Consider the following 13,782-nt stretch of genomic DNA (forward strand, 5'->3'; position numbering starts at 1 on the left):
GTTTGACAGTTATCAAACACTTTTTTATTTATCTTCTAAAATTTCTATCTAAAAAACCGATCATAGACTAAATTAGAAAGAAGTAACCAGATGAAATCTGCATGAATGAGAAAATTTATAAAACTATGGCACAGGATTGTGATTTTTAGATTCTTTGTACAACGGTAGACTAAAGCAAAGAAAAGACCTGAAAAGCTATAAACCATCAAACTGATGGGATCACGATGGGACAATACCAAATGACTAAGCCCAAAGATAAGAGCTGATAAGATGACATCCAAGTAGTATCTGGACTTAGGAAAGAAGGTATTCATAAAATAGCCTCTATGAACTACCTCCTCCAACAGAGGCCCTAAAATGACAACTGAAACAAAAGAGAAGCAAGTCGTTAAAATAGTAGATTCCCCACTGATGGATATGACTGAAAGAAGGTCTTCAAAGATATAGTGATTATTAATGTAGTGCCTAAACTGTAAATAAAAAGCACTTAACAACTGACGGACAAAATAAGTAGCCACTAGACTAACTACAAGGTAAAAGAATATGGACCCCTTCGAGCCCTTTTTCTCAAAAATATAGAGCATTTTTTTCTTTTTAAGCCAATAGAACAATAGTCCTAAAAGGGCTAGTTGCTCTACTGCTACAATAATAGAATAGCCATCCATGCCCCAGACAAACATCTTAGCCAGATAAAGACTGCTGAAATCTAGTAGATAAATTGATAGGAATACCAGTAATGTATAGATTCCCAAATGACCTAGTTTTTTCATACTCACTCCAAAAAATCTTGGTTGACTTATTTTATAGCATATATATCTTTTGTCATATTAACAGTTTCTTTTACAAAAGTCAATTTTCATCCTGAAATGTATTTTTAAAATCCAAAAAGCTAGAACCATTTCTTAGTTCTAGCTTTCTTTTTAATATTTTCTAAAGCGTAGATAACGCTCTTTCAAAAGTTCCTCCAACGATAATTGTTTTAATTGTTCAATTTCTGCCTGAAGTTCATTTTTTACACGAGCCAACAGCTCTTTAGCAGAGAGTCCTCTCTCTGAAATAACCTTATCTACAACTTCCATCTCCAAAAGTTCATGGGAAGTTATTTTCATCAATTCAGCCGCTTCCATAGCACGACTGCCATCTTTCCAAAGGATAGATGCAAAGCCCTCTGGACTGAGAACTGCATAGATCGAATTTTCCAACATCCAGACACGATCTGCTACCGCTAGAGCTAAAGCCCCTCCTGAACCACCTTCACCGATAATAATAGCGATAATCGGCACCTTAAGGTCGCTCATTTCCATGAGGTTACGGGCAATCGCTTCCCCTTGACCACGTTCTTCTGCTCCGACCCCTGGATAGGCACCAGCAGTATTGATAAAGGTTACAACTGGTCGTCCAAATTTTTCAGCTTGTTTCATCAAACGGAGAGCTTTTCGATAGCCTTCTGGATGAGGTTGACCAAAGTTTCTGTTCAAATTATCTTGTAAGCTCTTACCTTTTTGGATTCCAACTACAGTTACCGCTTGTTCTCCCAACCATCCGATACCACCAATAATAGCACCATCATCTCTGAAAGAGCGATCACCATGTAGTTCTACAAAGTCATCAAATATTCCTGTTGCAAAGTCCAAGGCAGTTAAGCGGGTTTGTTCACGTGCTTCTCTGACGATTTTTGCAATATTCATCAACAATCCCCCTTATGTAACCTTACTAATCGAGCAATCATATCTGACAATTCTCTCCGTTTAACAATCGCATCCACAAATCCATGTTCTAACAAAAACTCTGCCTTCTGGAAATCCTCTGGCAAATCTTCCCTTACGGTATTTTCAATCACACGGCGTCCAGCGAATCCCACTAAACTTTGTGGCTCTGCCAAGATGATATCCCCTTCCATAGCAAAGGACGCTGTCACTCCCCCAGTTGTTGGATCCGTAAGGATAGTCAGATAAAAGAGACCTGCATTGGAATGACGTTTAACTGCAGCAGAAATCTTAGCCATCTGCATCAAACTCATGATTCCTTCCTGCATACGTGCTCCACCAGATGCTGTAAACAATACGACTGGTAATTTTTCAGCTGTTGCGTATTCGAACAATCTTGTGATTTTTTCACCAACGACTGTTCCCATGGATGCCATGATAAAGTTAGAATCCATGATGCCGAGAGCAACTTTTTCGCCCTTAATCAAAGCAGTTCCTGTGACAACAGCCTCATCAAGACCAGTTTTTTCACGCATAGAGGCTAATTTCTTTTGATAGCCTGGAAATTTCAAGGGATCCTGCGTTTCAATTCCAGTAAACATCTCTAAGAAACTTCCCATATCGATGGTTAAAGCTAGACGCTCTTGAGCTGAAATACGGAAAGTATAGCCACAGTGAGGACAAATACGGTCACTCCCCAAATCTTTCTGGTAAATCGTGTGTTTACAACCCGGACATTTTGAGAAGAGTTCGTCTGGAACCTCAGGCTTGGCTTGAGGCTTTTCTCTAAGTGAACGATTGGGATTAATTCGTATATATTTATCTTTTTTACTAAATAGAGCCATACATCCCCCTTTTTTCAGTCTCTTACTCTTTTTACATTATTCTTTTTCTTGATAGTGTGGTAAGAAAGTTTCCATCAAGAAGGAAGTATCGTAGTCCCCTGCTATCACGCGACGATCTGAAATCAAATCGAGTTGGAAATCTGCATTGGTAACGACACCTTCAATTTCGAGTTCATATAGAGCTCTTTGCATTTTCATGAGTGCATCAAAACGATTTTCCCCATGAACAATAATTTTAGCAATCATACTATCATAGTATGGTGGAATGGTATACCCTGGATAAACTGCAGAGTCAACACGCAAGCCAACACCACCGCTTGGTAGATAAAGATTAGTAATCTTACCTGGGCTTGGTGCAAAATTAAAGGCTGGGTTTTCTGCGTTGATACGGCACTCAATGGCGTGTCCTTTTAGAACAATGTCTTCTTGTTTCAGAGTCAAAGGTTGACCTGACGCAATACGGATTTGTTCTTTAACAATATCCACACCAGAAACAAATTCGGTTACTGGATGTTCTACTTGGACACGAGTATTCATCTCCATAAAGTAGAATTTGCCACTTGCTTCATCTAGTAGGAATTCAATAGTACCAGCATTTTCATAACCAACAGACTCCGCTGCACGGACTGCTGCAGCACCGATTTCATTCCGAAGTGTTTTCCCAATAGCAATGGAAGGACTTTCTTCTAAAACCTTTTGGTTATTCCTCTGCAGCGAACAGTCACGTTCACCTAGGTGAATCACATGTCCCATTTGATCAGCAAGAATCTGTACTTCAATATGGCGGGCAGGATAAATCACACGCTCGAGGTACATAGCCCCATTACCAAAGTTTGCTTTGGCTTCACTAGAGGCTGTTTCAAAGGCTGCTACAAGATCCTCTGCCTTTTCAACCTTACGAATTCCTTTTCCGCCTCCTCCAGCTGATGCTTTCAGCATGACAGGATAACCAATTTTTTCTGCAATGGCCAGAGCTTCTTCTGCAGTATGAACTTCTCCATCTGATCCTGGAATTACGGGCACATTAGCCTTAATCATTTGAGCACGGGCGTTAATTTTATCCCCCATGACATCCATTACACGAGCTGATGGTCCGATAAATTTGATTCCAACTTCTTCACACATAGTTGCAAATTTGGAATTTTCACTTAAAAAACCAAATCCAGGGTGAATAGCTTCAGCTTCAGTCAATACTGCAGCTGAAAGGATCGCATTGATGTTCAGATAAGATTCTGTAGCCTTTCCAGGGCCGATACAGATAGCCTCATCAGCCAAAAGAGTGTGGAGAGCTTCCTTGTCAGCAGTCGAATAAACAGCAACTGTGGCTATTCCTAATTCTCGTGCCGCACGAATAATACGAACAGCAATTTCACCACGATTGGCAATTAAAATCTTACGAAACATGGAAAACCTCCCTAGTTTCCAATAGCAAAGGTCAAAGTGCCGCTTGCTGCAAGCTTACCATCTACTTCTGCCTTCGCTTCTACTACGGCGATTGTGCCACGACGTTTGACAAAAGTTGCTGTCATGACAAGCTGATCACCAGGAACAACTTGCTTCTTAAATTTAACTTTGTCCATCCCAGCATAGAAGACCAGCTTCCCTTTGTTTTCAGGTTTTGAGAGTTCTAAAACGCCTGCTGTCTGTGCCAAGGCTTCCATGATCAGTACACCTGGCATCACAGGGTAAGCTGGGAAGTGTCCGTTAAAGAAAGGTTCATTAATCGTTACATTTTTAATGGCAACGATTGTATCTTCACTGACTTCTAAAACACGATCCACTAAGAGCATGGGATAGCGGTGTGGCAAAGCTTCTTTTATTCCTTGAATATCAATCATTTGATACGTACCAAGCCTTTCCCGAACTCAACCATTTCTTCATTTTCAACCAGAATTTCTGTGACGACACCATCTTTAGGTGCTGGAATTTCATTCATGACCTTCATAGCTTCGATAATGACTAGTGTTTGACCTTTTTTAACAGCATCACCGACTGAAACAAAATTAGGTTTGTCTGGTCCGGCAGCCAAGTATGCAACTCCGACAAGCGGACTTTCTACAAGGTCCCCTTCGGCTACAGCTTCACCAGCACCTGATTCTGAAACTTCTTCTACAACTGGAGCTACAGTTTGGGTTTGTGGTGCAACAGTAGATTCAGTTGCTGAAACCACTGGTTGAGGTGCTGGACTTGTTTCTGAAATAAGTTTTGCTTCATTCTTACTGAAGAGCAACTCATCCGTTCCATTTTTATAAGAAAATTCTCTCAAGCTTGACTGGTCAAATTGTGCCATCAAGTCTTTGATTTCATTTAAATTCATCTTTACTTATTCTCCCAACGTTTGAAAGCAAGAACTGCATTATGCCCACCAAATCCAAAGGTGTTTGAGATAGCATATGGAATTTCACGTTCCACGCCTTGTCCATAAATAACGTTTGCTTCGATGTAGTCTGACAACTCTGTAGTTCCAGCTGTCATCGGTACATAGTTGTTACGGATTGCTTCAATGGTTGCAATGGCTTCAACTGCACCAGCTGCACCAAGTAAGTGACCTGTAAATGACTTGGTTGACGATACAGGTACTTCCTTACCAAGAACAGCTACGATTGCTCCACTTTCTCCTTTTTCATTAGCAGGAGTTGAAGTACCGTGAGCATTAACATAAGCTACTTGATCTGGAGTAATCTCTGCTTCATCCAAGGCAAGTTTAATAGCTTTAATAGCTCCTTGGCCTTCTGGATGTGGAGAAGTCATATGGTAGGCATCACAAGTGTTACCGTAACCCACAACTTCAGCTAAGATAGTTGCTCCACGTTTTTCAGCGTGTTCTAAGCTCTCAAGTACCAGCATACCTGATCCTTCACCCATAACAAAGCCATTACGATCTTTGTCAAATGGAATAGAAGCACGCGTTGGATCCTCTGTTGTTGAAAGAGCTGTCAACGCTTGGAAACCAGCAATGGCAAATGGAGTAATAGAAGATTCTGATCCACCAACCAGCATGATATCTTGGAAACCAAATTTGATAGAACGAAAGGCATCTCCGATAGCATCATTTGATGAAGCACAAGCTGTGTTGATAGATTTACAGATACCATTGGCACCAAAGCGCATAGCAACATTCCCTGCTGCCATATTCGGCAAGGCTTTTGGAAGTGTCAATGGTTTCACTCGTTTTGGTCCTTTTTCATGTAGTCGAAGCACTTGGTCTTCGATTTCTTTGATACCACCGATACCTGATGCAACGATGACACCAAAGCGATCTTTATCAACCGACTCTACATCAAGATTTGCATTGTTGACTGCTTCTTGAGCTGCATACAAGGCATACAAAGAATAATCATCGAAACGATTGGTATCTTTTTTTACAAAATATTTGTCAAAAGGAAAATCGTTAATCTCCGCTGCATTATGGACGTCAAAAGCACTGTGATCAAACTTGGTAATTTCACCAATTCCAATCTTTCCGTTCTTTAAACTGTTCCAAAATTCCTCTGGTGTATTCCCAATTGGAGATGTTAATCCATAACCTGTTACTACTACACGATTTAGTTTCATTTTCATACCTCTATTTTAACTCTTATTGCATGGTAAGTCCACCATCAATTGCGATGACTTGTCCCGTTAGATAATCTTGGCTTGCAAGAAAGGCTGCCACCTCTGCGACTTGCTCTGCTTGGCCAAATTGTTTCATCGGAATTTGTGCCAACATGGCATCTTTTACCTTATCAGATAAAACTGCTGTCATATCAGATTCTATCATTCCTGGAGCAATAGCATTGACACGTACATTACGGTTGGCGACCTCACGCGCTACCGATTTGGTAAATCCAATCAGACCTGCCTTAGAAGCAGCGTAGTTCGCTTGACCGATATTCCCCATCAAACCAACGACACTAGACATATTGATAATAGCACCTTCACGAGCTTTTATCATCTGCTTCAAGACTGCTTGTGTCATATTAAAAGCACCCGTTAGATTGACTTTCAAGACCTTTTCAAAATCTTCTTCTGTCATCTTAAGCATAAGAGTATCTTGAGTAATCCCAGCATTATTAACGAGGACGTCTACTGAACCCAACTCCTCAATGGCTTGTTCCACCATGCGTTTTGCATCTGCAAAGTCAGAAACATCACCAGAAATCGTAAGAACTTTCACCCCGTACGGTTTAAACTCATCTAGAAGTTCCTCGGAGATCTCACCACGACTATTCAAGACAACATTGGCTCCCAAGCTGGCAAATTTATGAGCAATGGCAAGACCAATCCCTCTACTTGAACCTGTAATAAAGACATTTTTCTGTTCTAGTTTCATTTTTCTCCTTTCAGAACTTCTATCACTCTTCTCTAATTTTCTAAGAATGCTAGCAAACTTGCTTGATCTTCCACATTAGCAAGTTGAGCAGTTTTATCAATCTTTTTAACAAATCCTGACAAGACTTTTCCAGGACCAATTTCGATAAAACGAGTCACCCCAGCTTCTTGCATAAAAGCAATACTCTCATAAAAACGTACAGGTTCCTTAACTTGACGCGTTAAGAGTTCTGCAATTCGTTCTTTTTCCATAACCTTTGCTTCTGTATTACCAACTAGAGGACAAGCAAAGTCACTAAACTCAACTTCTGTCAGGGCTTGAACTAACTTTTGACTAGCTACTTCCAATAAAGCTGTATGGAAAGGACCAGAAACATTTAGGGGAATCAAGCGTTTTGCCCCTGCTTCTTGCAAGAGTTCAACTGCACGATCCACTGCTGCCACCTCACCACCAATAACAATCTGGCTTGGAGTGTTGTAGTTAGCTGGAGTCACTACGCCAAGTTGAGAAGCTTCTTGACAAGCTTGCTCGATAACTTCAACCGGTGTGTTGAGCACAGCTACCATTTTCCCTGATCCCGCAGGTGCTGCTTCTTCCATATAAGCCCCACGCTTAGCAACTAGAGCCACTGCATTTTCGAAATTCAAAGCCCCACTTGCTACAAGGGCAGAATATTCGCCAAGAGATAGACCTGCCACCATATCGGGCTGGTAACCTTTCTCTTTTAGTAGTCGGTAAATAGCAACGGATGTAGCTAAAATAGCTGGTTGCGTGTAACGAGTTTGATTTAGCTTCGTTTCATCATTGTCAATCAAGTCACGGAGATCATAACCTAAGACTTGACTCGCTTGGTCAATTGTTTCCTTAACGATAGCATATTGGTCATATAGCTCACGCCCCATTCCAAGGTACTGGGCTCCTTGACCTGCAAATAGAAAGGCTGTTTTAGTCATTTCTTGTAACTCCTGCCCAACGAGCGGCTTCTTTTTGAATTTTCTCAGCGGCACCATAGTAGATATCTTTTAAGATTTCTTCAACTGTTTCTTCTTTAGATACCAAACCTGCAATTTGACCGGCCATCACTGAGCCACCATCTACGTCACCATGGACAACAGCCTTAGCCAAAGCTCCGGCACCCATTTGTTCGAAAATCTCTAAATCTGGATTTTCTTGTTTAAAGGCATCTTTTTCAGCTTGTTCGAAATCACGAGTCAATTGATTTTTGATAGCACGAACTGCGTGTCCAAAATGCTGTGCTGAAATGGTTGTATCAATATCACGAGCTTTTAAAATTTTAGCTTTATAGTTTGGATGAGCATTTGATTCTTTAGCAACTACGAAACGAGTTCCTACTTGTACAGCTTCTGCACCAAGCATAAAGCCAGCTGCTGCTCCCTCACCGTCTGCAATACCACCAGCAGCGATAACAGGGATTGAAACAGCTGCTGCAACTTGACGCACCAAGGTCATGGTTGTTAATTTACCAATATGTCCACCAGCTTCCATACCTTCAGCAATTACAGCATCTGCGCCGATTTTTTCCATGCGTTTCGCCAAAGCAACACTAGGAACTACAGGAATAACAGTGATCCCTGCCTCATGGAAACGTTCCATGTATTTACTTGGGTTTCCTGCACCAGTTGTGACTACCTTAACCCCTTCTTCAATAACGAGGTCGACGATATCATCCACAAATGGAGACAAGAGCATGATATTGACACCAAAAGGCTTGTCTGTTAAAGATTTGATTTTATCGATATTCGCTTTAACCACTTCTTTAGGTGCATTTCCTCCACCGATGATACCGAGACCACCAGCTTTCGAAACAGCTCCAGCCAAGTCGCCATCTGCCACCCAGGCCATTCCACCTTGGAAGATTGGATATTTAATGTTTAATAGTTCAGTGATACGTGTTTTCATATTGCCTCCATAAGTCTTGCTTACGTAATAGTTCGAATCCATTATAATTTGACCGTCAAACTATTACCTAAACAAGAGGGAGCGGGTTCCCCCTACTCCTTCTTCATTTATTTTATACTCTTCAAAAATCAAATTCAAACCACGTCAGCCTCGCCTTGCCGTACTCTAGTACAGCCTTCGGCTAACTTCCTAGTTTGCTCTTTGATTTTCATTGAGTATTAATTATTTTGTTTGCTCTTCAACGTAAGCAACCAAGTCACCAACTGTTTTCAAGTTGTCTTCAGCTTCGATTTGGATATCAAAAGCGTCTTCGATTTCTGAGATTACTTGGAACAAGTCCAATGAATCTGCATCCAAATCATCAAAAGTAGATTCAAGTGTTACTTCTGATGCATCTTTTCCAAGTTCTTCAACGATAATTTCTTGTACTTTTTCAAATACTGCCATGATAGACTCCTTTAAAAATAAATAGTTTTTTATAACAATGTGATCACCACATGATTACCTAAATTGTAACAATAAGTGTGCCCCATGTCAAACCTCCACCGAAGCCTGACAAGAGAATTTTTTGGCTACCATCCAGACGGATGAGCCCCTCTTCTACACACTCTGATAGTAAAATTGGGATACTTGCCGCGCTCGTATTTCCATACTTCATCATATTAGCAGGAAGCTTATCACGGTCTACACCAATTTTTCTAGCCATTTTATCTAAAATCCGAATATTAGCTTGATGAAGCAAGAGATAATCGAGTTCATCTGCTGATATTGGACTTTTTTCGATGGTCTGTTTAATAGATTTAGCCACGTCTCGAATCGCAAAGTCAAAAACTGCTCTCCCATCCATCTTCAAGAAAACATCTGGTTCTTCTTGAATAGAAAATGGCGAAATCAATCCTGTCTGTCCATAAGTGAGACACTCACCGCGAGAACCATCGCTATTGAGACTTTCCGCTAAGAAATGTTCTTGGTCACTTGCCTCAAGTAGTACTCCACCGGCTCCATCTCCAAATAAGACAGCTGTTGAGCGGTCAGACCAATCCAAAGATTTTGACATGGTCTCACTACCGATAACCAGACCCTTTCTATATGTTCCTGAAGAAATGAACTTTTCTGCAGTTGATAGGGCAAAAACAAATCCACTACAAGCAGCTGTTAAATCATAGGCAAAAGCCTTATGAGCACCAATCTTTGCCTGAACACGAGCTGCGGTTGAAGGCATCATCGAGTCAGGTGTCATAGTCGCTATAATGATGAAATCTAGCTCTTCAGCAGAAATCCCTGCCTTCTCTAGAAGTTGTCTTGCAACCTCTGTAGCCAAATCCCCTGTTGACTCTGTTTTAGAAATATGACGTTCTTTAATCCCTGTACGACTTGAAATCCATTCATCACTCGTATCCATGACCTGAGCCAAGTCCTCGTTAGTGACGATCTGCTCCGGAGTATAATGAGCGACCTGGCTTATTTTTGCAAAAGCCATTACTTCAAATCCTCCAAAAAGTGATAAAGATTCGTCAACCCTTTACCCATAACCGCTATCTCTTCAGGACTCATGCCTTCGATAATTCTTTCGACCATGGCCTTATGGAAACGTTTATGGAGACGATGAACAAGGCGACCTTTCTTTGTCAAATGCAGATGCACTACACGACGATCTTGATCTGAACGGATACGTTCAATATATCCTTTTCGCTCCAAATTGTTTAAACTCGTTGTCACTGTCCCTAGAGTTACCATTAATTCTTTGGACACTTGACTTGGAGTTACTTCTGGATACTTGCCAATAACATCAATCGTGTGCATTTCTTTGATAGAGATATCCTTGAAACGACTACCTCGCAAGCTTACTTCCTCGATCACTAGGACATTGTTAAAAATTGATGTTAAATAGTCATTGACTTGTTGGTAGTCCATTTCTCTTCCCTCCTTCATCAAAAAAAGTTTAATAATCAAAACATTTGACAGAAAAAGTATATCAAACTTCAAAGAATTGTGCAAGTATTTTATTTATTTCCCGACAAATTTTGGACGTCTTCTTTCGGAATGTGCACGAACTCCTTCCTTGAAATCTTCCGTATAGGATAGTGATTTCTGCAATTCTAGTTCAAGCTGAGCGTAGGCTTCCCACTGTTTGAATTCACTCTCCCAAACTAGCTTCTTAATAGCAGCGTAGGAATTTGAAGAACCGCGTCTCAACTTCTTCAACAATTGTTCTCTCGTTTTTTCTAACTGTTCACTTGTACATAGACGATACAGAGCTCCTGCTTCCATTGCTTTTTCAGCAGTGAACGCTTCACCAGTCATAGCTAATTGAGTTGCACGAGTCGCACCTAGAGATCGTGTCAGCAGGAATAATCCACCCGCATCTGGAGCCAATCCTACACCTACAAAAGCTTGTATGAACTTAGCTTTGTCAGATGCAATACAAAAATCAACTGCCAAGGCCATATTGGCTGCTGCTCCAGCAACTGCTCCATCCACTTCCATAATGATTGGTTTAGGAATTTGCTTGATTTTATAAGAAATCGTATTCACCAATTCAGCGATTCGAGCGAGAGAGTCAATATCATCCTCATCAACCGCACGTTTCATCTCGACTAAATCGCCACCGACTGAAAACACCTTTCCTATAGCATTAATAAGAATAAATGAAACAGAAGCGTCTTTTTCAGCTAATTCCAATGCTTCTAAAATTTCCTCACACATAGGAATATGGAAACCATTCGCCACATCGGGACGATTTAAAGTAATTGTTGCTAAATCGTCTTGAATTTGAAAGATAATATGATTCATAGCCACTCCTTTTAAATTACAATGATATTTAAATTATTTTATTGTCAAATTATATATTTTTCTGGTTTGTTAGACAAGAGAAAAATCGACCGAAAGTGTATCGGCCGATTTTTAAAGAGTCTTTTCTATACTAAAAATAACTAAGTTAAGCTAATCATGTCCAGACCTCTAATAAGATGTAGCCTTTCCTATTCCAGATTGAAAAAAGCCCCTCTTTCTGCTATAATCGTATAAAATACTTACTTTAGGAGTTCTTATGAAGGTTGTAAAATTTGGTGGAAGCTCACTCGCCTCTGCTAGTCAGTTAAAAAAAGTTCTAAACATTGTAAAGAGTGACCCTGAACGTCGTTTCGTAGTTGTATCTGCTCCAGGCAAACGTGACGCAGAGGATACTAAGGTGACAGATGCCTTAATTAAATACTACCGTGACTATGTAGCTGGTAACGATACCAGTAACCGTCAAAACTGGATTATTAATCGTTATGCGGCAATGGTTAGCGAATTAGGACTTAAACCAGCTGTTTTAGAACGAATCTCTAAAAGCATCCGTGCTCTTGCTACTCTTCCAATTGAAAACAACGAATTTCTATACGACACATTTCTTGCTGCAGGAGAAAACAATAATGCCAAACTCATTGCAGCCTACTTTAACCAAAATGGATTAGAGGCTCGCTATGTTCATCCGAGAGAAGCTGGTATTGTTGTAACAAGCGAACCTGGAAATGCCCGTATCATTCCTTCGAGTTATGATAAGATTGAAGAACTCAATAATAGTTCAGAAGTTCTTGTTATTCCAGGTTTCTTCGGTGTCACTAAGGAAGATCAAATTTGTACCTTCTCTCGTGGTGGTTCAGATATTACTGGTTCAATCATTGCGGCAGGGGTTAAAGCTGACCTTTATGAGAACTTTACTGATGTTGACGGAATTTTTGCTGCCCATCCTGGTATCATTCATAAACCACACTCAATCCCTGAGTTAACCTACCGTGAAATGCGGGAATTGGCCTATGCAGGTTTCTCTGTACTGCATGACGAAGCACTCCTTCCAGCCTACCGCGGAAAAATTCCTCTCGTTATCAAAAATACTAATAATCCTGACCATCCAGGTACTCGCATCGTTCTGAAGCACAGTAGTGATGAATTCCCAGTAGTGGGAATTGCTGGTGACTCTGGCTTTGTCAGCATCAATATGTCTAAGTACTTGATGAACCGCGAAGTCGGTTTTGGTCGTAAAGTACTTCAAATTCTCGAGGATCTTAATATTGGTTGGGAACACATGCCAACCGGTATCGATGACCTTTCTATCATCCTTCGTGAGCGTGAGCTTACACCAATCAAAGAGGAAGAAATCCTCCGTCAACTTGTTCAAAAAGCTGAAGTTGACCATGCTGAAATCGAACACGATCTCTCTATTATCATGATTGTTGGTGAAAAAATGAAGCGTCACATCGGGGTAACTGCTACAGCCACTCGTGCCTTATCTGAAAACAAGATTAACATCCAAATGATGTCTCAAGGTTCGAGCGAAGTTTCTATCATGTTCGTTGTTCAAAAAGACCAAGAAAAAGCGGCTATCAAGGCTCTATACCATGCCTTTTTCGGTGAAAGTAAGGAAGATTAAACATGGCACAATCTCTCAACAAGGTCGTTGACTTACAAACTACTGGAACTTCCTACCTCTCTATACAAGGAAAAGTTGGAAAATTTCTGGTAGGAGACCAAGCCTTGGAGTTTTACTCGGATCGCAATACTGAGGATTATATCCAGATTCCTTGGACCAGTATTAATCAAATTGGAGCAAATGTCTCTGGTCGAAAAATTAGTCGTCATTTTGAAGTCTTTACAGATCAGGGGAAATTCCTCTTCGCTTCAAAAGATTCTGGGACTATTCTTAAAATTGCTCGGGAAAAAATCGGAAATGAAAAGGTTGTGAAGCTTCCAACCCTAGTCCAAATCATCGGTCGTAAAATCAAAAATCTATTTGCAAAAAAATAGAAAGTTTAGTATAATCATAGAAACGGATAAGTAGGTTATTCCCTTCTTTCAGAAAGTCTGCGGGTGCTGCGAGCAGATAGAGGAGTTAATTGAAATTCTACCGTTGTTTTAAATCAAATACACAATCAAGTGCACATCTGTGAAGTTGGATGGAACCGTGGCTCTGCCACTCCAACGCTTTGTCAGGTGTGCTTTTTTCATATAAAGGAGA

Annotated in this window: 16 protein-coding genes; 2 read left to right on the top strand and 14 right to left on the bottom strand. The window is 40.6% G+C overall.

The features are described 5' to 3' along the window. Positions 1-44 precede the first annotated feature (44 nt). From ACVC7R_RS03480 to ACVC7R_RS03545, 14 genes are all read right to left on the bottom strand, one after another. Entirely contained in the window at positions 45-770 is a 726-nt protein-coding gene (locus ACVC7R_RS03480; protein WP_447263557.1) for a CPBP family intramembrane glutamic endopeptidase, read from the bottom strand. A gap of 150 nt (positions 771-920) precedes the next feature. Then, a complete protein-coding gene (locus ACVC7R_RS03485; RefSeq protein WP_447263558.1) occupies positions 921-1,688 on the bottom strand; it encodes an acetyl-CoA carboxylase carboxyl transferase subunit alpha in 768 nt (255 codons plus the stop codon). Then, positions 1,688-2,551 carry an acetyl-CoA carboxylase, carboxyltransferase subunit beta gene (gene accD, locus ACVC7R_RS03490; RefSeq protein WP_447263559.1) on the bottom strand — a complete coding sequence of 288 codons (864 nt, stop codon included), beginning with the start codon at positions 2,549-2,551 and terminating at the stop codon, positions 1,688-1,690. The genes ACVC7R_RS03485 and accD overlap by 1 nt, the downstream gene beginning before the upstream one ends. A gap of 36 nt (positions 2,552-2,587) precedes the next feature. Then, positions 2,588-3,955, bottom strand: coding sequence for an acetyl-CoA carboxylase biotin carboxylase subunit (gene accC, locus ACVC7R_RS03495; protein WP_447263560.1), 1,368 nt, complete (start codon positions 3,953-3,955; stop codon positions 2,588-2,590). 11 nt (positions 3,956-3,966) lie between these two features. Then, on the bottom strand, positions 3,967-4,389 hold the full coding sequence (gene fabZ, locus ACVC7R_RS03500) for a 3-hydroxyacyl-ACP dehydratase FabZ (RefSeq protein ID WP_006145014.1): 423 nt from the start codon (positions 4,387-4,389) through the stop codon (positions 3,967-3,969). Beyond that, complete coding sequence (gene accB / locus ACVC7R_RS03505) at positions 4,386-4,868, bottom strand: acetyl-CoA carboxylase biotin carboxyl carrier protein (protein ID WP_447263561.1); 483 nt, start codon at positions 4,866-4,868, stop codon at positions 4,386-4,388. Before accB ends, fabZ begins: the two co-directional genes overlap by 4 nt. A gap of 2 nt (positions 4,869-4,870) precedes the next feature. Next, positions 4,871-6,106, bottom strand: coding sequence for a beta-ketoacyl-ACP synthase II (gene fabF, locus ACVC7R_RS03510; RefSeq protein ID WP_447263602.1), 1,236 nt, complete (start codon positions 6,104-6,106; stop codon positions 4,871-4,873). 22 nt (positions 6,107-6,128) lie between these two features. After that, the gene (gene fabG, locus ACVC7R_RS03515; protein ID WP_447263562.1) at positions 6,129-6,863 is read right to left on the bottom strand and encodes a 3-oxoacyl-[acyl-carrier-protein] reductase; all 735 of its coding nucleotides are present in this window, start codon (positions 6,861-6,863) and stop codon (positions 6,129-6,131) included. A 32-nt stretch (positions 6,864-6,895) separates the two neighbouring features. Then, complete coding sequence (fabD, locus tag ACVC7R_RS03520; RefSeq protein WP_447263563.1) at positions 6,896-7,816, bottom strand: ACP S-malonyltransferase; 921 nt, start codon at positions 7,814-7,816, stop codon at positions 6,896-6,898. Further along, positions 7,809-8,783, bottom strand: coding sequence for an enoyl-[acyl-carrier-protein] reductase FabK (gene fabK / locus ACVC7R_RS03525; protein ID WP_016466762.1), 975 nt, complete (start codon positions 8,781-8,783; stop codon positions 7,809-7,811). Before fabK ends, fabD begins: the two co-directional genes overlap by 8 nt. Before the next feature lie 222 nt (positions 8,784-9,005). After that, positions 9,006-9,230 carry an acyl carrier protein gene (locus ACVC7R_RS03530; RefSeq protein WP_000257840.1) on the bottom strand — a complete coding sequence of 75 codons (225 nt, stop codon included), beginning with the start codon at positions 9,228-9,230 and terminating at the stop codon, positions 9,006-9,008. Positions 9,231-9,288: 58 nt separating this feature from the next. Next, positions 9,289-10,263 (bottom strand): beta-ketoacyl-ACP synthase III, encoded by a 975-nt coding sequence (locus tag ACVC7R_RS03535; RefSeq protein ID WP_447263564.1) that lies wholly within the window; start codon positions 10,261-10,263, stop codon positions 9,289-9,291. Continuing rightward, positions 10,263-10,697, bottom strand: coding sequence for a fatty acid biosynthesis transcriptional regulator FabT (fabT, locus tag ACVC7R_RS03540; protein WP_447263565.1), 435 nt, complete (start codon positions 10,695-10,697; stop codon positions 10,263-10,265). The genes ACVC7R_RS03535 and fabT overlap by 1 nt, the downstream gene beginning before the upstream one ends. A gap of 93 nt (positions 10,698-10,790) precedes the next feature. Then, positions 10,791-11,576 (bottom strand): enoyl-CoA hydratase, encoded by a 786-nt coding sequence (locus tag ACVC7R_RS03545; protein WP_447263566.1) that lies wholly within the window; start codon positions 11,574-11,576, stop codon positions 10,791-10,793. A gap of 256 nt (positions 11,577-11,832) precedes the next feature. Here ACVC7R_RS03545 and ACVC7R_RS03550 point away from each other — a divergent pair, with 256 nt between their 5' ends. Next, entirely contained in the window at positions 11,833-13,197 is a 1,365-nt protein-coding gene (locus tag ACVC7R_RS03550; RefSeq protein ID WP_447263567.1) for an aspartate kinase, read from the top strand. A 2-nt stretch (positions 13,198-13,199) separates the two neighbouring features. Then, complete coding sequence (locus tag ACVC7R_RS03555) at positions 13,200-13,571, top strand: DUF956 family protein (protein WP_447263568.1); 372 nt, start codon at positions 13,200-13,202, stop codon at positions 13,569-13,571. The last annotated feature ends 211 nt before the right edge of the window (positions 13,572-13,782 follow it).

The sequence above is a fragment of the Streptococcus sp. Z554 genome, assembly GCF_053010305.1.

What these genes read in the sequence shown, in the direction of transcription:
- ACVC7R_RS03485 (WP_447263558.1), bottom strand. Translation starts at nt 1,688, where the DNA reads ATGAATATTGCAAAAATCGTCAGAGAAGCACGTGAACAAACCCGCTTA.
- fabT (WP_447263565.1), bottom strand. Translation starts at nt 10,697, where the DNA reads ATGGACTACCAACAAGTCAATGACTATTTAACATCAATTTTTAACAAT.
- ACVC7R_RS03530 (WP_000257840.1), bottom strand. Translation starts at nt 9,230, where the DNA reads ATGGCAGTATTTGAAAAAGTACAAGAAATTATCGTTGAAGAACTTGGA.
- fabF (WP_447263602.1), bottom strand. Translation starts at nt 6,106, where the DNA reads ATGAAACTAAATCGTGTAGTAGTAACAGGTTATGGATTAACATCTCCA.
- ACVC7R_RS03555 (WP_447263568.1), top strand. Translation starts at nt 13,200, where the DNA reads ATGGCACAATCTCTCAACAAGGTCGTTGACTTACAAACTACTGGAACT.
- ACVC7R_RS03545 (WP_447263566.1), bottom strand. Translation starts at nt 11,576, where the DNA reads ATGAATCATATTATCTTTCAAATTCAAGACGATTTAGCAACAATTACT.
- ACVC7R_RS03550 (WP_447263567.1), top strand. Translation starts at nt 11,833, where the DNA reads ATGAAGGTTGTAAAATTTGGTGGAAGCTCACTCGCCTCTGCTAGTCAG.
- accB (WP_447263561.1), bottom strand. Translation starts at nt 4,868, where the DNA reads ATGAATTTAAATGAAATCAAAGACTTGATGGCACAATTTGACCAGTCA.
- ACVC7R_RS03480 (WP_447263557.1), bottom strand. Translation starts at nt 770, where the DNA reads ATGAAAAAACTAGGTCATTTGGGAATCTATACATTACTGGTATTCCTA.
- fabZ (WP_006145014.1), bottom strand. Translation starts at nt 4,389, where the DNA reads ATGATTGATATTCAAGGAATAAAAGAAGCTTTGCCACACCGCTATCCC.
- fabD (WP_447263563.1), bottom strand. Translation starts at nt 7,816, where the DNA reads ATGACTAAAACAGCCTTTCTATTTGCAGGTCAAGGAGCCCAGTACCTT.
- fabK (WP_016466762.1), bottom strand. Translation starts at nt 8,783, where the DNA reads ATGAAAACACGTATCACTGAACTATTAAACATTAAATATCCAATCTTC.
- accC (WP_447263560.1), bottom strand. Translation starts at nt 3,955, where the DNA reads ATGTTTCGTAAGATTTTAATTGCCAATCGTGGTGAAATTGCTGTTCGT.
- ACVC7R_RS03535 (WP_447263564.1), bottom strand. Translation starts at nt 10,263, where the DNA reads ATGGCTTTTGCAAAAATAAGCCAGGTCGCTCATTATACTCCGGAGCAG.
- accD (WP_447263559.1), bottom strand. Translation starts at nt 2,551, where the DNA reads ATGGCTCTATTTAGTAAAAAAGATAAATATATACGAATTAATCCCAAT.
- fabG (WP_447263562.1), bottom strand. Translation starts at nt 6,863, where the DNA reads ATGAAACTAGAACAGAAAAATGTCTTTATTACAGGTTCAAGTAGAGGG.